Annotated in this window: 17 protein-coding genes; 13 read left to right on the forward strand and 4 right to left on the reverse strand. The window is 61.9% G+C overall.

What is annotated here, in order from left to right:
- Window positions 1–65: 65 nt before the first annotated feature.
- Complete coding sequence (locus tag HU715_RS01780; protein ID WP_217884304.1) at window positions 66–326, reverse strand: hypothetical protein; 261 nt, start codon at window positions 324–326, stop codon at window positions 66–68.
- A gap of 530 nt (window positions 327–856) precedes the next feature.
- Entirely contained in the window at window positions 857–3,703 is a 2,847-nt protein-coding gene (gene rapA / locus HU715_RS01785) for an RNA polymerase-associated protein RapA (protein ID WP_186704478.1), read from the reverse strand.
- Window positions 3,704–3,932: 229 nt separating this feature from the next.
- On the opposite strand from rapA, the gene HU715_RS01790 reads away from it, so the two are divergent.
- The 3 genes from HU715_RS01790 to ccoM all read left to right on the forward strand — a co-directional run bounded on the left by HU715_RS01790 (window position 3,933) and on the right by ccoM (window position 4,792).
- Window positions 3,933–4,274 (forward strand): aspartate-semialdehyde dehydrogenase, encoded by a 342-nt coding sequence (locus HU715_RS01790; RefSeq protein WP_186704479.1) that lies wholly within the window; start codon window positions 3,933–3,935, stop codon window positions 4,272–4,274.
- A gap of 95 nt (window positions 4,275–4,369) precedes the next feature.
- On the forward strand, window positions 4,370–4,531 hold the full coding sequence (locus HU715_RS01795; RefSeq protein WP_003184513.1) for a hypothetical protein: 162 nt from the start codon (window positions 4,370–4,372) through the stop codon (window positions 4,529–4,531).
- 144 nt (window positions 4,532–4,675) lie between these two features.
- Window positions 4,676–4,792, forward strand: coding sequence for a cytochrome c oxidase subunit CcoM (gene ccoM / locus HU715_RS27480; protein ID WP_025212288.1), 117 nt, complete (start codon window positions 4,676–4,678; stop codon window positions 4,790–4,792).
- Between the two features lie 251 nt (window positions 4,793–5,043).
- Here ccoM and HU715_RS01800 read toward each other — a convergent pair whose 3' ends face one another.
- Both HU715_RS01800 and HU715_RS01805 read right to left on the reverse strand, forming a co-directional pair.
- On the reverse strand, window positions 5,044–6,519 hold the full coding sequence (locus HU715_RS01800; protein ID WP_186704480.1) for an inorganic phosphate transporter: 1,476 nt from the start codon (window positions 6,517–6,519) through the stop codon (window positions 5,044–5,046).
- 365 nt (window positions 6,520–6,884) lie between these two features.
- The gene (locus tag HU715_RS01805; RefSeq protein WP_003184509.1) at window positions 6,885–7,085 is read right to left on the reverse strand and encodes a hypothetical protein; all 201 of its coding nucleotides are present in this window, start codon (window positions 7,083–7,085) and stop codon (window positions 6,885–6,887) included.
- Between the two features lie 570 nt (window positions 7,086–7,655).
- Between HU715_RS01805 and pcaR the strand changes: the two genes are divergently transcribed.
- The 10 genes from pcaR to pcaD all read left to right on the forward strand — a co-directional run bounded on the left by pcaR (window position 7,656) and on the right by pcaD (window position 18,309).
- Complete coding sequence (gene pcaR / locus HU715_RS01810; RefSeq protein WP_003184507.1) at window positions 7,656–8,498, forward strand: pca regulon transcriptional regulator PcaR; 843 nt, start codon at window positions 7,656–7,658, stop codon at window positions 8,496–8,498.
- 141 nt (window positions 8,499–8,639) lie between these two features.
- On the forward strand, window positions 8,640–9,986 hold the full coding sequence (pcaK, locus tag HU715_RS01815; RefSeq protein ID WP_186704481.1) for a 4-hydroxybenzoate transporter PcaK: 1,347 nt from the start codon (window positions 8,640–8,642) through the stop codon (window positions 9,984–9,986).
- 212 nt (window positions 9,987–10,198) lie between these two features.
- Window positions 10,199–11,059: a CoA transferase subunit A gene (locus HU715_RS01820; protein WP_186704482.1), complete on the forward strand. Its 861-nt coding sequence runs from the start codon at window positions 10,199–10,201 to the stop codon at window positions 11,057–11,059.
- Complete coding sequence (locus HU715_RS01825) at window positions 11,056–11,835, forward strand: CoA-transferase subunit beta (protein ID WP_181290317.1); 780 nt, start codon at window positions 11,056–11,058, stop codon at window positions 11,833–11,835. Before HU715_RS01820 ends, HU715_RS01825 begins: the two co-directional genes overlap by 4 nt.
- Entirely contained in the window at window positions 11,832–13,037 is a 1,206-nt protein-coding gene (gene pcaF, locus HU715_RS01830; protein WP_186704483.1) for a 3-oxoadipyl-CoA thiolase, read from the forward strand. Before HU715_RS01825 ends, pcaF begins: the two co-directional genes overlap by 4 nt.
- 38 nt (window positions 13,038–13,075) lie before the next feature.
- On the forward strand, window positions 13,076–13,780 hold the full coding sequence (pcaH, locus tag HU715_RS01835; RefSeq protein WP_186704484.1) for a protocatechuate 3,4-dioxygenase subunit beta: 705 nt from the start codon (window positions 13,076–13,078) through the stop codon (window positions 13,778–13,780).
- A 1-nt stretch (window position 13,781) separates the two neighbouring features.
- Window positions 13,782–14,348 (forward strand): protocatechuate 3,4-dioxygenase subunit alpha, encoded by a 567-nt coding sequence (pcaG, locus tag HU715_RS01840; protein WP_186704485.1) that lies wholly within the window; start codon window positions 13,782–13,784, stop codon window positions 14,346–14,348.
- 273 nt (window positions 14,349–14,621) lie between these two features.
- Window positions 14,622–15,917: an MFS family transporter gene (locus tag HU715_RS01845; protein ID WP_186704486.1), complete on the forward strand. Its 1,296-nt coding sequence runs from the start codon at window positions 14,622–14,624 to the stop codon at window positions 15,915–15,917.
- A gap of 214 nt (window positions 15,918–16,131) precedes the next feature.
- Window positions 16,132–17,496 carry a 3-carboxy-cis,cis-muconate cycloisomerase gene (locus tag HU715_RS01850; RefSeq protein WP_186704487.1) on the forward strand — a complete coding sequence of 455 codons (1,365 nt, stop codon included), beginning with the start codon at window positions 16,132–16,134 and terminating at the stop codon, window positions 17,494–17,496.
- 12 nt (window positions 17,497–17,508) lie between these two features.
- Window positions 17,509–18,309, forward strand: a complete 801-nt coding sequence (pcaD, locus tag HU715_RS01855; protein WP_186704488.1) for a 3-oxoadipate enol-lactonase — start codon at window positions 17,509–17,511, stop codon at window positions 18,307–18,309.
- The last annotated feature ends 3 nt before the right edge of the window (window positions 18,310–18,312 follow it).

The raw sequence follows: 18,312 nt of genomic DNA on the forward strand, positions 1-18,312 counted from the left end.
GGCATGCCCTCACTCCGGCATTGCTCCGTGGGCCGCCGCGAAGGGCCATCCATGGCCCAGCGCGGCTAACCCGGCATCCATGCCGGGTTGCCCACTGCGCAATGCCTGCGTTCGGCCATCGTGGTTAACGGGGCGCTCAGATCAAGATCAAGATCCAAAGCAAGAGCAAGAGCAAGAGCAAGAGCAAGAGCAAGAGCAAGAGCAAGAGCAAGAGCAAGAGCAAGAGCAAGAGCAAGAGCAAGAGCAAGAGCAAGAGCAAGAGCAAGAGCAAGAGCAAGAGCAAGAGCAAGAGCAAGAGCAAGAGCAAGAGCAAGAGCGGGGCACATGCCTAATGCCTGTCAGTTAAGTGGATAGCACGGGCAAACACACAAACCGTGGCGAGGGAGCTTGCTCCCGCTGGGCTGCGTAGCAGCCCCAAAAACAGGGCCGCTTCGCGACCCAGCGGGAGCAAGCTCCCTCGCCACAGGGTTACTGCCGGGCTTTATTTCGCTTAACTGATCGGCATTGGGGCACATGCCTGCATTTATTTGGCTGAGCCACCGCTATCGCGAGCAGGCTCGCTCCCACAATGGGCCGCAGTGAACACAAGACTCATAAACACCCAAGATCCCCTGTGGGAGCGAGCCTGCTCGCGAAGAGGCCGGCACATCCAACATCACCGCAAACTGACCCACCGCCTTCGCGAGCAGGCTCGCTCCCACATTAGGGGAAACGCGATCACCCTGACCAGGTCGGCTATCAGGCCGCCTCGCGGCGGCGCTGTAAAAGCGGAACCGCCAGCGGCCGTTACCGAAAAAACGGATATACACCCGATAAAAGCACCACAGCGGAACCTATATCGGGACCCCAGCCAAACTCAGCCCGCCACCAACACCCGAATCGCCTCCAAACGCAACGCCGCTTTCTCAAGCATCGCCAAGCCTTGCTCCCGCTGTTGTCGCAGGGCCACCAGTTCGCTGTCGCGCACGGTTGGGTTGACCGCTTGCAGGGCGGTCAGGCGTGCCAGTTCCTCGTCGGTATCGGCCGCCAGGCGGCGCTGGGCCTCGGCCACGCGTTCGGCGTGACGCGGGGCGATCTTCTCTTCGCCGGCATTGATACGAGGCGTGAGCTGGTCGCGCTGGGCCTGGATGAACTTGTTGGCGCTGGCGCGCGGCACGCTTTCGAGCTGGTCGTTCAGGGTTTCGAACGAAACCCGGGCGGCCAGGTCGTTGCCGTTGGCGTCCAACAGGCAGCGCAGGGCGGCCGGCGGCAAGTAGCGGCCCAGTTGCAGCGAGCGCGGCGCAACCACCTCACTGACGTAGAGCAGCTCCAGCAACACGGTGCCGGGCTTGAGCGCTTTGTTCTTGATCAGCGCCACGGCGGTGTTGCCCATGGAGCCGGACAGCACCAGGTCCATACCACCTTGCACCATCGGGTGCTCCCAGGTGATGAACTGCATATCTTCGCGCGACAGCGCCTGGTTGCGGTCATAGGTGATGGTCACGCCTTCGTCGTCGCCCAGCGGGAAGCTGGCGTCGAGCATTTTTTCGCTCGGCTTGAGGATCAGTGCGTTTTCCGAATGGTCTTCGCTGTCGATACCAAAGGCGTCGAACAGGGTTTCCATGTAGATCGGCAAGGCAAACTGGTCATCCTGCTCGAGAATGGCCTCCACCAACGCATCGCCTTCACCGGCGCCGCCGGAGTTGAGCTCCAGCAAACGGTCGCGACCGGTGTGCAGCTCGGCCTCCAGGCGCTCGCGTTCGGTACGGGCCTCGTCGATCAGAGCCTGCCATTGGCCATCATCGGCTTCCTCCAGCAAGGGCAGCAGGCGCGGGCCGAACTGGTGCTGCAAGGCGTTTCCGGTCGGGCAGGTGTTGAGGAAGGCATTCAGGGCTTCGTGATACCACTGGAACAGCCGCGCCTGGGGGCTGGTTTCCAGGTACGGCGCATGCAGCTCGATGGTGTGCTTCTGGCCGATCCGGTCCAGACGACCGATACGTTGTTCCAGCAGGTCCGGGTGCGCCGGCAGGTCGAACAGCACCAAATGATGGGCAAACTGGAAGTTGCGTCCCTCACTGCCGATTTCCGAACAGATCAGTACCTGGGCACCAAACTCTTCGTCGGCGAAATAGGCCGCCGCGCGGTCGCGCTCCAGGATATTCATGCCTTCGTGGAACACCGTGGCCGGGATGCCGGAGCGCACGCGCAGGGCGTCCTCCAGGTCCATGGCGGTTTCGGCGTGGGCACAGATCACCAGCACTTTGGTGCGCTTGAGCATCTTCAGGGTGTCGATCAGCCATTCGACCCTCGGGTCGAAACGCCACCAGCGTTCTTCTTCGCTGGCGTCCGGCTGTGCCTGGAAGCTGACTTCCGGGTACAGCTCGGGGTGATCGCCCAAGGGCAGTTCGAGGTACTCGGGCGGGCACGGCAGCGGGTAGGCGTGCAGCTTGCGCTCGGGGAAGCCCTGTACGGCGGCGCGGGTGTTGCGAAACAGCACGCGACCGGTACCGTGGCGATCCAGCAGTTCACGCACCAGGCGGGCACTGGCCTCGACATCGCCATCATTGACGGCGGTCAGCAATGCTTCGCCTTCGTTCCCCAGGAAACCCTGGATGGTCTTGTGGGCTTCGGGCGAGAGGCGGCCTTTGTCCAGCAACTCCTGCACGGCTTCGGCCACCGGACGATAGTTTTCGCTCTCGGCGCGGAAGGCCTTGAGGTCATGGAAACGGTTCGGGTCCAGCAGGCGCAGGCGGGCGAAATGGCTGTCCTGACCCAGTTGTTCCGGGGTCGCGGTCAGCAGCAGCACGCCCGGGATGGTTTCGGCAAGCTGCTCGACCAGGGCGTATTGAGGGCTAACCTGGTCTTCGTGCCACACCAGGTGATGGGCTTCGTCGACCACCAGCAGGTCCCAGCCGGCGGCGAACAGCGCGTCCTGGGCCTTTTCGTCGTCCACCAGCCACTCCAGCGCCACCAGGGCCAATTGGGTGTCTTCGAACGGGTTGCTGGCATCGCTTTCGATGAAGCGCTCTTCGTCGAACAGCGCGACCTGGAGGTTGAAGCGCCGACGCATTTCCACCAGCCACTGGTGCTGGAGGTTTTCCGGCACCAGGATCAGGACGCGGTTGGCACGGCCGGACAGCAACTGGCGATGGATGACCAGGCCGGCTTCGATGGTCTTGCCCAGGCCCACTTCGTCGGCCAGCAATACCCGCGGCGCAATGCGGTCGGCCACTTCACGGGCAATATGCAGTTGGTGGGCGATCGGCTGGGCACGTACGCCGCCCAGGCCCCACAGGGAAGACTGTAGCTGGCGGCTGGTGTGTTCCAGGGTGTGATAGCGCAGGGAGAACCAGGCCAGCGGGTCGATCTGGCCGGCGAACAGACGGTCGCTGGCGAGGCGGAACTGGATAAAGTTCGACAGTTGGGTCTCGGGCAGGGTGACTACTTCGTTCTGCTCGTTGAGACCGTGGTAGACCAGCAGCCCGTCGACGTCATCGACTTCGCGCACGGTCATTTTCCAGCCTTCGAAGTGAGTGATCACATCGCCCGGCGAAAACCGTACACGGGTAAGTGGCGCATTCCGTAGCGCGTACTGGCGAGTGTCGCCAGTGGCCGGATAGAGCACGGTCAACAAGCGGCCGTCCTGTGCCAGAACGGTGCCTAAACCCAGCTCGGCTTCGCTGTCACTGATCCAGCGTTGCCCCGGTTGATACTGCTGCGCCATGCTGCCTGACTCCCGCCTTGAAAAAGCCGGTTATCTTAACGGAAGGATCCTTCATACCAAAGGATTTACGTACGCTGATTCGTCGCGATGCTACGGAACTTATGCTTGCCCGGCGATCAAACAAGCTCGGCCTTGGTCATCGCCGCAATTGCCAACTGGGTCACAAGTTTCGGACCGGCGGTTCAAGCTGCCACTTTAGCCGCCGACAACCTGAAGACAGGAGAACTTTATGTTGCCACCCATACTCCCTTTGAGCGTTGTACCCATCACCGCTCAACAGGATCCGGTTCGCCAGCGACCGGACATACCGCCCGTGGTCCCGGTGCAGCAAAGCTCCAACGAAAGCACCATCGACCTGCAAAACCGCGACCCGGAAGAGACCGCGCTGCTGTTGCGCGAGGAACAGCAGCGCCAGCAGGAGCGCGAGCGCCGCCGCCGCGAGGCCGATGAAGACCCTGAAGAGCACCTGGCCGTACCGGGTACCGAACTCAACGCCGACAATACCGTGCCGGTGGTGCCGCTGATCGACGAAGAGTCACGCCAAGGCCTGTGGGTCGATATCCAGATCTGATCCTGGGTGTCTGGCTGCATTCACAGGCTGGTCAACGCCGCCAACAGCCCGCATCATGGGCGCATCCGCAATTCACTGCACGATGCCCACACGCCATGAGCCAAGACGACAAGCTGATCGACCTCAGTGCCGAGCGCGCCAAGCGCGTTCACGACCTCAACGAAAAACGCCTCAATGAAGTCCGCCAGGCTTTCGAACAGGCCATGCCGTTGGGCAAGCCCAAGAAAAAGCCGAAGAACAAACCGAAAAAGCGCTGAACCCCCTCGATCCATTGATGCAGATCAGTTATTTCCCCACCTTTGCGCCCCGTCGAGGGCGTTATTGACCCCGGTCAATTTTCATCCAGGCCTGATTGGTTACCTTGAACCCATCGCAACAGGGGCAAGACCAGGAGGCCAGTCATGTTTTTCGATAATGTGGTGTTTGCCGGGGTGTTGACGGTCGGCCTCATGTTCGTGTTTTTCGCAGGTTTTGGATTATTCATCTGGAAAGACGCACACAAGCGGAAAAAACCGTAGGTCTTTCTGGCTACAACGAGCACGCAAGGCATTTTGGGCGACTTCGGTCGCCCTTTTTTTTGGCAAATTTCCTGATCACGCAAAACTACGGTGGGAGCGGGCTTGCTCGCGAAAGCGTCGGGTCAGTCATCTATTCAGTGCCCGACATACCGCTTTCGCGAGCAAGCCCGCTCCCACAAGTTGCCCAGTGTCTGGGCATAAAAAAAGGTGCGATCCGCAAGGGTCGCACCTTCTTTTTTGAGCCGCTGGAATCAGCTGCCGATGGCCTTGGACGCCAGCCAGAACAGCGCCGCCGACAGTGCCACCGTCGCCGGCAGGGTCAGTACCCAGGCCAGCAGGATGGTGCGTACGGTGCCGCCTTGCAGGCCGCTCTTGTTAGCGACCATGGTGCCCGCCACGCCGGAGGACAGCACGTGGGTAGTAGAAACCGGCAGGCTGAAGATATTCGCCGCGCCGATCATGCACGCGGTGGTGATCTGCGCCGACATACCTTGCGCATAGGTCATGCCTTGTTTGCCGATCTTCTCGCCGATGGTCAGCACCACGCGCTTCCAGCCGACCATGGTGCCCAGGCCCAGTGCCAGTGCGACTGCCAGGATCACCCAGAACGGGGCGTACTCGGTGGTGGCGGTCAGGTCCTTGCGCAGCTTGTTCAAGTCGTCTTTCTCGCGAGCTGCCAAGCCTGGCAACTTGCCTACCTTCTTCGCCGTGTCGTCCAGGCAGAGCAGGTAGCGGCGAACCTCGATGCGTCGTTCCGACGGCAGCGAATGGTAGTCCGCCACGCCTTTGAGCGTGTCGAGCAGGGCATTGATGGTCGGTTCGGTCTGCTGCGGGTTGCAGCGGAATTTCTCGGGCAGGTCGCCGTTCACGCTTTTGCCCAGCGCCAGGTATTCACCCAGGGACTCGTGGTTGCGTTGGTAGAACTGGCTCAGGTGCAGGGTTGCGTCACGGGTCCGCTCGATCTGGTAGGTGGTGCTGCCCAGATCCAGTACGAACTGCGCCGGCACGATACCGATCAGCACCAGCATGATCAGGCCGATACCTTTCTGGCCATCGTTGGAGCCGTGGACAAAGCTGACGGCCATGGCCGAGATCACCAGTACCAGGCGGTTCCAGAACGGCGGGTGTTTCTTGTCGTCGATCTGGCGGCGCTGTTCCGGCGTCTTGTGCATCTTCGACAGCGGACGCCACCATTTCAGGCCGATCAGCACCAGGGCGGCGATCAGGAAACCGGCCATGGGCGAGAACACCAGGGAAGCGCCGATATCGATCGCCTTCTGCCAGTTCACCCCGTCGGCCAACGGGATATCGTTGATCAGCGCGTTGGCCAGGCCCACGCCGAGGATCGAACCGATCAATGTGTGGGAACTGGATGCCGGGATACCGAAGTACCAAGTGCCCAGGTTCCAGGTGATGGCCGCTGCGAGCAGCGAAAACACCATGGCCAGCCCGTGTCCGGTGTTCACATTGATCAGCAGCTCCACGGGCAACAGGTGAACGATGGCGTACGCCACCCCCACGCCGCCCAGCAACACGCCGAGAAAATTGAACACACCGGAAAAGAACACCGCCAGGTGAGGCGGCATGGCTTTGGTGTAGATAACAGTGGCAACCGCGTTAGCGGTGTCATGAAAGCCGTTGATGAACTCGAAGGCGAGGACAAAAGCCAGGGCGAGCAAGAGGCTCACAAGCACCCAAGCATCCAGTCCGCTGAATAAATCGATCATGAAGGTTTTCTGACCCGGTCATAAGGGGGCGCGATTATGCCAGAAAACCTCGGTAATCGATGCACTGCCTGCTCATCGGTAACATTCTTCAACGAAAATAATTGTAGGACCGTCTCAGGCGCCAGGTTTGCCGCGGGTTGCGTAACCCTTTGAATCAGGGGCGCAAAGCACACTTGGCCAGGATCACGGCAAGCTGAATGATGCCGTGAGCGGTTGTATGAAATTTCTGAAAAGAAGGTCGGCCATGACCCTTCCGGACCGTCGGGCAGGAGCGGATGGCGGCCCGCTCATGGCGGGCGTGCGCTACGGATTCCAGCCTGGGTGGCGGCCGGAAACCTCTTCACAGGAACCTCGGGCGCTGAGCGTCACTGCTCTTCGGCTTTGAGTTCCTTTTCCATTTTCTGGAGTTCTTGGGTGAAGGCCTGGTCCTGAACGGTGGCGCGCTTACGCCAGGGTTTGCGTTCCGGTTCAGGTTGCGCGGCGTAGGTGGTGACTTCCCCGCCGTAAACTTCCTTGTAACGTTGTTCCTGGCGCTCAAGTTCCGCGCGCAGTTCGTCTTTCGTCACAGTTTTACCTAAATTAATTGAAGTTGAATCTGGTGATACGCACTGCATGTGGACATGCAGACGGCCACGGCACCAGAGCTGACAGCTGACGTAGCATCAGGGCTTCGCGTTGTTGCCAAACAGGGGAAGCGACCATAAAGGCGCTCCGGGCACCAGGCTAATGACCACGGCGCCAGCGTACGAGAACGGTTGATTGGCCGTACCGTCACTGTTTTGCATTATAGCGGCCCAGCCGAATAACACTATCGGGAAAATTAAAAGGTGCTGTTGTTGTGTGAACTCATGTTTGTATGTGCAACTTGTATCACCGCGTGAAAAAGGTCGGCGAGTACCGCTATCCAGATGCCGTTCACGCCGACAAGTTCAATTTACCCCACGCCTTCACGCCAAACTCGAGTCATTGTTTCCTGCAACTTAACTCAAACGTGTTCGCAGCGGGAGCCATTCGATAGCGGACCCGATTGCGATTATCGGTCGGCGGTTCGATAATCGAACGCTCTCGGCCGGCGGCCCTTGCTTGCCCATCGGGCAGCCGCTTGAATAGCCGTCATTCCCGGGGAAGGATCAGACATGAACGACCAATTGCGCAATGCCTTCACTTCTGTCGCGCCACCGATCGTCGCCTCGCCGGCCAAGCGGATCCAGGCCCTGACCGGTGATCCCGACTTCATGACGTCCCTGGCCCGTGGCTTGGCCGTGGTCCAGGCCTTCCAGGAGCGCAAGCGGCACCTGACCATCGCCCAGATCAGCCATCGCACGGAAATTCCCCGCGCCGCTGTCAGGCGTTGCCTGCATACCTTGATCAAGCTGGGCTACGCCACCACGGACGGGCGCACCTATTCGCTGCTACCCAAGGTGTTGACCCTCGGTCACGCCTATCTGTCTTCCACACCCCTGGCCGTTTCTGCCCAGCCGTACCTGGACCGCATGAGCGAGCAACTGCACGAAGCCTGCAACATGGCCACGCTCGAAGGCGACGACATTCTCTATATCGCCCGCTCCGCGACCACCCAGCGCCTGATTTCGGTGGACCTGTCGGTGGGCGGGCGCCTGCCAGCCTATTGCACCTCCATGGGCAGGATTCTCCTGGCGGCCCTGGATGATGCGTCGTTGCGCGACTACCTCGACCACGCCGACCTGCAGGCCAAGACCAGCCGCACCTTGCACACACCTGAGGCTTTGCTCGAGTGCCTGCAACAGGTGCGGCAGCAGGGCTGGTGCATCGTCGACCAGGAACTGGAACAGGGTCTGCGTTCGATTGCCGTACCGGTGTACGACGCTTCCGGTCAAGTAGTGGCCGCGCTCAACGTCAGTACCCATGCCGGACGGGTCAGCCGCAATGAGTTGGAGCAACGCTTCCTGCCTGGCCTGCTGGGGGCCAGTCGCGACCTGAGCGCGCAGCTGTTCACTTAAGCTGTTCGATAAACGCACACAGTCGGCGGCGATGAATTGACGGTGTTTGCCCGGCCTCATTAATGTCGCGCAGCGTCATCCGGCGTGTGTCGCCGGGTCTCCGTTCGTCCGCCTGCGTTTTTCGCTTGGAATAAAAATAAAATGAACCAGCCCCAGACCTCCGTAGGCAATTGCCTCGATGTGCAGTCCTTCATCAATACCCAGCCCATATCGCGTTATCAGTGGCGGGTGGTGATTCTGTGTTTCCTGATTGTGTTCCTCGACGGCCTCGATACGGCCGCGATGGGCTTCATCGCCCCGGCGCTGTCCCAGGATTGGGGCATCGATCGCGCCAGCCTCGGCCCGGTAATGAGTGCCGCGCTGATTGGCATGGTGTTCGGCGCACTGGGTTCAGGGCCGTTGGCTGACCGCTTCGGGCGAAAAGTCGTACTGGTGGGCGCGGTCGTGCTGTTCGGCGCGTTCAGCCTGGCCTCGGCCTACAGCACTAACGTCGATCAATTGCTGGTGTTGCGGTTCCTGACCGGCCTGGGTTTGGGCGCCGGAATGCCGAACGCCACCACTTTGCTCTCGGAGTACACCCCGGAACGCAAGAAATCGCTGTTGGTGACCAGCATGTTCTGTGGCTTCAACCTGGGCATGGCGGGCGGCGGGTTCATCTCCGCCAAGTTGATCCCGGCCTTCGGTTGGCACAGCCTGCTGCTGATCGGCGGGGTGCTGCCGTTGATCCTGGCGGTCGTGTTGCTGTTCTGGCTGCCGGAGTCGGCGCGTTACCTGGTGGTGCGCAACCGCGGCACCGACAAAGTGCGCAAGACCCTGGCGCCGATCGAGCCGCACACGGTTGCCCAAGCGGCGAGCTTCAGCGTACCGGAACAGAAAACCGTCAAAGCCCGCAACGTGCTGGCGGTGATTTTCTCCGGTACCTACAGCGCCGGCACCTTGCTGCTGTGGCTGACCTATTTCATGGGCCTGGTGATTGTCTACCTGTTGACCAGTTGGCTGCCGACCTTGATGCGCGACAGTGGCGCGAGCATGGAGCAGGCCGCGTTTATCGGCGCGTTGTTTCAATTCGGCGGCGTGTTGAGCGCTGTGTTTGTCGGTTGGGCGATGGACCGGTTCAATCCGCATAAGGTCATCGGCCTTTTCTATCTGATGGCCGGGGTGTTTGCCTACGCGGTGGGGCAGAGCCTGGGCAACATCACCTTGCTCGCCACCCTGGTGCTGGTGGCCGGCATGTGCGTCAACGGTGCGCAATCGGCGATGCCTTCCCTGGCGGCGCGTTTCTACCCGACCCAGGGCCGGGCCACCGGGGTCTCGTGGATGCTGGGTATCGGTCGTTTCGGCGCGATCCTCGGCGCCTGGATGGGCGCCACACTGCTGGGGCTGGGCTGGAACTTCGAACAGGTCCTGACGGCGCTGGTTATTCCTGCGGCCCTGGCGACCACGGCGGTGGTGATCAAGGGCATGGTCAGTCATGCGGATGCGACCTGAGCCCACGACCTAACCCCAGTGGAACACCTGTGGGAGCGGGCTGTGTGCTTGGATAAATCGATAGCCAAACAACAATCTGTTCGATAAACGAACACTCAGTCGATTATCGGATTGTTTTGCCGTCATCCCGAAGCTTAATCTTCAGTCACTCCGGCGCTTAACCTCGCGCCTTTTTCTTCATGTCGGTCTACTGGATAACGGGAGCCTGCCCCATGGCTGAAATCCTTTCGCTGCACGACGCGGTGAAGCAATTCGTCAATGACGGCGATACCGTCGCGCTCGAAGGCTTCACTCACCTGATTCCTACGGCGGCGGGTCATGAAATCATTCGTCAGGGCAAGAAAGATCTGACCCTGGTGCGCATGACGCCTGACCTGATCTATGACCAGTTGATCGGCGCCGGTTGTGCTCGCAAGTTGATTTTTTCCTGGGGCGGCAACCCTGGCGTCGGGTCGTTGCACCGCTTGCGCGATGCCGTGGAGAAACAATGGCCACACCCACTGGAGATCGAGGAACACAGCCACGCCGACCTGGCCAATGCCTACGTCGCCGGCGCTTCCGGCCTGCCGTTCGCGGTGTTGCGGGCCTACGCCGGTTCTGACCTGCCGAAGGTCAACCCGCTGATCAAGAGCGTGACCTGTCCCTTCACCGGTGAAGTCTTGGCCGCCGTGCCTTCGGTGCGCCCGGACGTCACGGTGATCCATGGCCAGAAAGCCGACCGCAAGGGCAACGTGTTGCTATGGGGCATCCTCGGTGTGCAGAAAGAAGCTGCCCTGGCCGCCAAGCGTTGCATCGTCACCGTGGAAGAAATCGTCGACGACCTGAACGCGCCGATGAACGCCTGCGTGTTGCCGACCTGGGCGTTGAGCGCCGTGTGCCATGTCCCCGGCGGTGCCCATCCGTCCTACGCCCATGGCTACACCGAGCGTGACAACCGTTTCTACCAGGCGTGGGACCCGATCGCCCGGGACCGTGAGACCTTTACCGCATGGATCAACGAATACATTCACGGCACTCGAGATTTCAGTGAATTCCAGGCCCGGCTGGCAGCCGCTTCGCAGGTGAAACCATGAACTACTCCACCAACGAAATGATGACCGTCGCCGCGGCGCGTCGCTTGAAGAACAATGCCGTGTGCTTCGTCGGCATCGGCCTGCCGTCGAAAGCGGCCAACCTGGCGCGGCTGACCTCGTCGCCGGACGTCGTGCTGATCTACGAATCGGGTCCGATCGGTGCCAAGCCCAGCGTACTGCCGCTGTCCATCGGCGACGGAGAGCTGGCGGAAACCGCGGACACTGTCGTACCGACCGGTGAGATTTTTCGCTACTGGTTGCAGGGCGGGCGTATCGATGTCGGTTTCCTTGGCGCGGCCCAGGTCGACCGTTTTGGCAACATCAACACCACGGTGGTGGGCGACTACCATCAGCCGAAAGTCCGCTTGCCGGGTGCCGGTGGCGCGCCGGAAATCGCCGGTTCCGCCAAAAGCGTGTTGATCATCCTCAAACAGTCGGCGCGTTCGTTTGTCGACAAGCTGGATTTCATCACCTCGGTGGGCCATGGCGAAGGCGGTGATTCGCGCAAGCGTCTTGGCCTGCCCGGGGCGGGGCCCGTGGGCATCATCACCGACTTGTGCATCATGGAACCGGAAGCCGGCAGCCATGAATTCGTGGTCACCGCGCTGCACCCCGGCGTGACCCGCGAGCAAGTCATTGCGGCCACCGGGTGGGCGATCCGTTTCGCCGACCAGGTGCAAACCACCGCCGAGCCGACCGAGGTGGAGCTGCGCGCACTGCGCGACCTGGAAGCTCGCACCGCGGCGGCCCACGGCCAGGCACCGGGAGAAGCTTGATGCGCGACGTGTATATCTGTGATGCGATTCGAACCCCGATCGGTCGGTTTGGCGGCGGTTTGTCCGCCGTGCGCGCCGATGACCTGGCCGCTGTGCCGATCAAGGCGCTGATGGAACGCAATCCATCGGTGGACTGGAGTGCGGTGGATGAGGTGTTCCTCGGCTGTGCCAACCAGGCCGGTGAAGACAACCGCAACGTGGCGCGCATGGCGCTGCTGTTGGCGGGCCTGCCGCAGAGTATTCCCGGCGTGACCCTCAATCGCCTTTGCGCCTCGGGCATGGACGCCATCGGCACCGCGTTCCGCGCCATTGCCAGCGGTGAGATGGAACTGGCCATCGCTGGCGGCGTGGAGTCGATGTCTCGGGCGCCGTTCGTGATGGGCAAGGCCGACGCCGCGTTTTCCCGCAACATGAAGCTGGAAGACACCACCATCGGCTGGCGTTTCATCAACCCATTGATGAAAGCCCAGTACGGCGTGGACGCGATGCCGCAGACCGCCGATAACGTGGCCGATGACTACGCCGTGTCCCGCGCCGACCAGGACGCTTTCGCCTTGCGCAGCCAACAGCGAACGGCGGCGGCCCAGGCGGCAGGGTTTTTCGCCGAAGAAATCGTGCCGGTGCGCATCACTCATAAAAAAGGCGAAACCGTGGTCGAACAGGACGAGCACCCGCGCGCCGACACCACGCTGGAAACCTTGGGCAAACTCAAACCGGTCAATGGCCCTGACAAGACCGTCACCGCCGGCAACGCTTCGGGTGTCAACGACGGCGCGGCCGCCTTGATCCTGGCGTCGGCCGAAGCGGTGAAAAAACACGGCCTGACGCCTCGGGGCAAAGTGTTGGGCATGGCCAGCGCAGGCGTCGCGCCACGGGTGATGGGCATTGGCCCGGTGCCGGCGGTGCGCAAGCTCACTGAACGCCTGGGCCTGGCGGTCGCGGATTTCGATGTGATCGAACTCAATGAAGCCTTTGCCAGCCAGGGCCTGGCGGTGCTGCGGGACTTGGGGCTGGCGGACGATGCGCCGCAGGTCAACCCGAACGGCGGCGCTATCGCCCTCGGCCATCCACTGGGCATGAGCGGGGCACGCTTGGTGATGACGGCGCTGCACCATTTGGAAAAAACCGGCGGCAAGAAAGGCCTGGCGACCATGTGCGTCGGCGTCGGCCAGGGTCTGGCATTGGCCATCGAACGCGTCTGACGCGTCGCTCTACTAATAAGAAAACCGAGGAATGCTTCATGACTGACAAGCCTGGTTATCGTCGCCCCCAAGCGGGCACCCAGCCGGAGTATCTGCACCCGCCGTACCAGTCCACCAACCTGCGCTCGCCGTCCAAGCCGTTGGTGTTCCTGCCCCATTCGCTGTCGGAAATTACCGGCCCAACGGTAGGCGCCGACCGCCTGCAGGAAAAGGACCACGACCTGACCGCCCAGCATGCCGGCGAGCCACTGGGTGAGCGGATCATCATTCACGGGCGGGTGCTGGATGAGCACGGCGAGCCGGTGCCCGGCATCCTGGTGGAAATCTGGCAGGCCAACGCCGCCGGCCGCTATAACCATGACCGTGACGACCATGACGCGCCGCTGGACCCGAACTTCACCGGCACCGGTCGCACCGTGACCGATGCCGACGGCTGGTATCAGTTCCAGACCATCAAGCCCGGCGCCTATCCGTGGGGCAACCATCACAACGCCTGGCGCCCGGCGCATATCCATTTCTCACTGTTCGGGCCGAGCATCCTGACGCGCCTGGTGACGCAGATGTATTTCCCGGGCGATCCCTTGCTGGAATACGACCCGATCTACAACTGCGTGCCGGACACCCGCGCCAAGGAGCGCCTGATCGCCCGTTTCGACCTGGAAAAAACCGTCCCTCACTACGCCCTCGGTTACCGCTGGGACATCGTCTTGCGCGGCCGCGATGCCACGCCGATGGAGAAATAAGATGACGCTCACCGCCACCACGTCCCATACCGTTGGCCCTTACTACCACATCGGCCTGACCTGGCTGAACCGCGAAGACCTGACCGTTGCCCAAACCCTTGGCCAACGTGTGGCAATCACGGGGCAGGTGGTCGACGGTAATGGCCAGTTCGTCAACGACGCGATGCTGGAAGTCTGGCAGGCCAACGCCGCCGGCAAATACGCCCACCCGGAAGACGACCAGGACAAGCCCCTGGACCCGCACTTCGAAGGCTTCGGTCGAGTGCCGGTGGACGCCGAAGGGCGCTTCCGCTTCACCACCATCAAGCCGGGCACGGTGCCAGGGCTGGGCGGTACGACCCAGGCGCCGCATCTGGTCGTGCTGGTGTTCGCACGTGGGCTGGTCAAGCATTTGCTGACACGCATCTACTTTGACGGCGAACAGGCCAACGAAGCTGACCCGCTGCTGGCCTGCGTCCCCGAGGAGCGCCGCGGCACCCTCGTCGCCAAGCCCGATGCGTCGGGCGTGTACCAGTGGAATGTGATCCTGCAGGGCACGGATGCCGAGACGGTGTTCTTCGATTACTGAGTGATGGGCGATTTTGTGGCGAGGGAGCTTGCTCCCGCTCGGCTGCGAAGCAGTCGCAAACCCGGCTACCACGACCGGCCTGATACACCGGGTCGTCAGCTTGGGCTTGCTGCGCAAGCCAGCGGGAGCAAGCTCCCTCGCCACAGAGATGATGCAATCCCTGTGGGAGCAAGGCTTGCCCGCGATAGCGTCAGTCCAGGCAATGCAATACTGTGGAACGGGAGTGTTACGAAGTGTGTCTAGACTTCGTCAGCCCCAACGAGTGAATAACCCATGACCATCCCAATCAGCCATTACACCGGTGAAGAACGCAGCAAGCGCATCTTCGCCATCGTCGGTGCTTCATCCGGCAACCTGGTCGAATGGTTCGACTTCTACGTCTATGCGTTCTGTGCGATATATTTCGCGCCGGCGTTCTTCCCCTCGGACAACCCGACGGTGCAACTGGTCAACACGGCCGGTGTGTTCGCCGCCGGGTTCCTGATGCGCCCCATCGGCGGCTGGATTTTCGGTCGAGTGGCGGATCGTCACGGGCGCAAGAATTCGATGATGATCTCGGTGCTGATGATGTGCTTCGGCTCGTTGCTCATCGCCTGCCTGCCCACCTACAAGGACATCGGCGTCTGGGCGCCAGTGCTGCTGTTGCTCGCGCGCTTGCTGCAAGGCCTGTCGGTGGGCGGGGAATACGGCACCACCGCCACCTACATGAGTGAAGTGGCCCTCAAGGGCCAGCGCGGCTTCTTCGCCTCGTTCCAGTACGTGACGCTGATTGGCGGGCAGTTGCTGGCGGTGTCGCTGGTGGTGGTCCTGCAACAGTTTCTCAACGAGGACGAACTGCGTGCCTACGGCTGGCGGATTCCGTTCGTGGTAGGCGCCGCGGCGGCGTTGATTTCCCTGCTCCTGCGTCGCTCGTTGAAGGAAACCAGCAGCAAGGAAATGCGCGAGAACAAAGACGCCGGCAGCATCGCCGCGCTGTTTCGCGACCACAAGGCGGCGTTCATCACCGTGCTCGGCTACACCGCCGGTGGTTCGCTGATTTTCTACACCTTCACCACCTACATGCAGAAATACCTGGTGAACACCGCAGGCCTGCATGCCAAGACCGCCAGCTACATCATGACCGGCGCGCTGTTCCTCTACATGTGCATGCAACCGCTGTTCGGCATGCTGGCGGACAAGATCGGCCGGCGTAACTCCATGCTCTGGTTTGGTGGCCTGGGAGCGTTGTGCACGGTGCCGATCCTGCTGACGCTCAAAAGCATCAGCAGCCCGTTCCTGGCGTTTGTCCTGATTACGTTGGCGCTGGCGATCGTCAGTTTCTATACCTCCATCAGCGGCCTGGTGAAAGCCGAAATGTTTCCACCTGAAGTGCGGGCACTGGGAGTAGGGTTGGCTTACGCGGTGGCCAATGCGATTTTTGGCGGATCGGCCGAATACGTCGCCTTGAGCCTGAAGGCCCAGGGCATGGAAAACGTTTTTTATTGGTATGTCACGGTGATGATGGCAGTGGCATTCCTGTTCAGCCTGCGCCTGCCCAAGCAGCCGGCGTATTTGCACCATGACCTGTGAGTGGTGAACTTAAGGCCTGTTAGATTCATTGTGGCGAGGGAGCTTGTGGCGAGGGGATTTATCCCCGTTGGGCTGCGCAGCAGCCCCTCGGTCGGCTCGATCAGTCGTCTGACGAGGGCAGGTATTAAGGGCCGCTTCGCGCCCCAGCGGGGATAAATCCCCTCGCCACAGCAAGCAGTGACCACAAAGGCATCCATTTTTCGAAGGACTGTTTATGAGCGAACGACCGGGCAATCAGCTGTTCGATGCCTACTTCACCGCCCGCGACATGCGCGAGGTGTTCTGCGATGCAGGGCGGGTGCAGGCCATGCTGGACGTCGAGGCCGCATTGGCCCGGGCCCAAGCGCGAGTGGGGTTGATCCCCCAGGACGCGGTGGCGCCGATCGAGAGCGCCTGCCGTGCCCAGTTATACGATTTTTCGGTGTTGAGCGAAGCGATTGCCAGTGCCGGCAACTCGGCGATTCCGCTGGTCAAGGCGCTCGGCAAACACATCGCCACCCAGAGCGCCGAGGCTGAACGTTATGTACACCTGGGCGCCACCAGCCAGGACGTGATGGACAGCGGATTGGTGCTGCAACTGCGCCGAGCGTTGGACTTGATCGAGGCAGAGCTGGCGCAACTGGCCGCGACCCTGGCCCGACAAGCCGAGCGCTACGCCGCCACACCGCTGGCCGGGCGCACCTGGTTGCAACACGCAACCCCGGTAACCCTGGGCATGAAGATCGCCGGTTGGCTGGGGGCGATCACCCGCAGTCGCCAACGCCTGCGGGAACTCAAGCCGCGTTTGCTGGTGCTGCAATTCGGCGGCGCCTCCGGAACGCTCGCCGCCATGGGTGAACAGGCGCTGCCGGTCGCCGAAGCCCTGGCCGCCGAGTTGCAACTGAACCTGCCTGAGCAACCGTGGCACACCCAGCGCGATCGCCTGGTGGAGTTCGGCGCGGTGCTAGGGTTGATCGTCGGCAGCCTGGGCAAATTGGGGCGCGATATCAGCCTGTTGATGCAGACCGAGGCCGGCGAAGCGTTCGAACCTTCTGCACCGGGCAAGGGCGGTTCGTCGACGATGCCGCACAAGCGCAACCCGGTGGGCGCGGCGGTGCTGATCGGCGCGGCGACACGAGTGCCTGGCCTGTTGTCGACGCTGTTCAGCGCCATGCCTCAGGAGCACGAGCGCAGCCTGGGCCTGTGGCACGCCGAATGGGAAACCCTGCCGGAGATCTGCTGCCTGGTCTCCGGCGCCTTGCAACAGGCGCGACTGCTGGCCGAAGGGCTGGAAGTGGACGCGGCGCGCATGGCCCGCAACCTGGAACTGACCCAGGGGTTGGTGCTGGCCGAAGCGGTGAGCATTGTCCTGGCCCAGCGGGTTGGTCGTGACACCGCCCATCATCTGCTGGAGCAATGTTGCAAGCGCGCCGTGGCCGAACAGCGGCATCTGCGCGCTGTGCTGGGAGACGAACCCCAGGTCAACGCGCAGTTATCCGCGACCGAGCTCGACCATCTGCTCGACCCGGCCCACTACCTCGGCCAGGCCCAGACCTGGGTCGCCCGAGCCGTGGCCGAACACCTTGCCTTGAATGCCTGAAAGGAGATTGTTGTGGGATTCGTCAAACTCGCCGAGGGCGATCTGAACTACCGATTGGACGGGCCGCAAGACGCCCCGGTGCTGGTGCTCTCCAACTCCCTGGGCACCGACCTGCACATGTGGGACGAGCAGATCCCGGCCTTCAGCGAACATTTTCGCGTGCTGCGTTTCGACACCCGTGGTCATGGCCAGTCGCTGGTGACCGAAGGCCCCTACAGCATTGAACAGCTGGGCCACGATGTGCTGGCGATGCTTGATCAGTTGAACATCGATAAGGTGCATTTCTGCGGCTTGTCCATGGGGGGCTTGATCGGTCAATGGCTGGGCATCAATGCCAGTGAACGCCTGCACAAACTGGTGGTGTGCAACACCGCGGCCAAGATCGGCGACCCGTCGATGTGGAACCCGCGCATCGAAACCGTGCTGCGTGACGGCAAGGATGCGATGGTAGCGTTGCGCGATGCGTCGATTGCCCGCTGGTTTACCCCCGACTTTGCCGAGGCCCAGCCTGCGACGGCGAAAAAAATCACTGACATGCTGGCCGCGACCTCGCCCCAGGGTTATGCCGCCAACTGCGCGGCGGTACGTGACGCCGATTTTCGCGAGCAGTTGTCGTCGATTCGCGTGCCGCTGCTGGTGATCGCCGGCACCGAAGATGCGGTGACGCCACCGTCGGGGGCGCACTTTATCCAAGAGCGCGTCAATGGCGCCGAGTACGCCGAGTTCCATGCGGCGCACCTGTCCAACGTCCAGGCCGGTGCTGCGTTCAGTGCGCGGGTCCTGGATTTCCTGCTTGATTCTGGCCGCGCCTGAGGA

The organism is Pseudomonas zanjanensis, from assembly GCF_014268745.2.
GTDB classification, from domain to species: domain Bacteria; phylum Pseudomonadota; class Gammaproteobacteria; order Pseudomonadales; family Pseudomonadaceae; genus Aquipseudomonas; species Aquipseudomonas zanjanensis.

Coding starts and splice junctions, on each gene's coding strand:
- HU715_RS01780 (WP_217884304.1), bottom strand. CDS start 326: ATGTGCCCCGCTCTTGCTCTTGCTCTTGCTCTTGCTCTTGCTCTTGCT.
- rapA (WP_186704478.1), bottom strand. CDS start 3,703: ATGGCGCAGCAGTATCAACCGGGGCAACGCTGGATCAGTGACAGCGAA.
- HU715_RS01790 (WP_186704479.1), top strand. CDS start 3,933: ATGTTGCCACCCATACTCCCTTTGAGCGTTGTACCCATCACCGCTCAA.
- HU715_RS01795 (WP_003184513.1), top strand. CDS start 4,370: ATGAGCCAAGACGACAAGCTGATCGACCTCAGTGCCGAGCGCGCCAAG.
- ccoM (WP_025212288.1), top strand. CDS start 4,676: ATGTTTTTCGATAATGTGGTGTTTGCCGGGGTGTTGACGGTCGGCCTC.
- HU715_RS01800 (WP_186704480.1), bottom strand. CDS start 6,519: ATGATCGATTTATTCAGCGGACTGGATGCTTGGGTGCTTGTGAGCCTC.
- pcaR (WP_003184507.1), top strand. CDS start 7,656: ATGAACGACCAATTGCGCAATGCCTTCACTTCTGTCGCGCCACCGATC.
- pcaK (WP_186704481.1), top strand. CDS start 8,640: ATGAACCAGCCCCAGACCTCCGTAGGCAATTGCCTCGATGTGCAGTCC.
- HU715_RS01820 (WP_186704482.1), top strand. CDS start 10,199: ATGGCTGAAATCCTTTCGCTGCACGACGCGGTGAAGCAATTCGTCAAT.
- HU715_RS01825 (WP_181290317.1), top strand. CDS start 11,056: ATGAACTACTCCACCAACGAAATGATGACCGTCGCCGCGGCGCGTCGC.
- pcaH (WP_186704484.1), top strand. CDS start 13,076: ATGACTGACAAGCCTGGTTATCGTCGCCCCCAAGCGGGCACCCAGCCG.
- pcaG (WP_186704485.1), top strand. CDS start 13,782: ATGACGCTCACCGCCACCACGTCCCATACCGTTGGCCCTTACTACCAC.
- HU715_RS01845 (WP_186704486.1), top strand. CDS start 14,622: ATGACCATCCCAATCAGCCATTACACCGGTGAAGAACGCAGCAAGCGC.
- HU715_RS01850 (WP_186704487.1), top strand. CDS start 16,132: ATGAGCGAACGACCGGGCAATCAGCTGTTCGATGCCTACTTCACCGCC.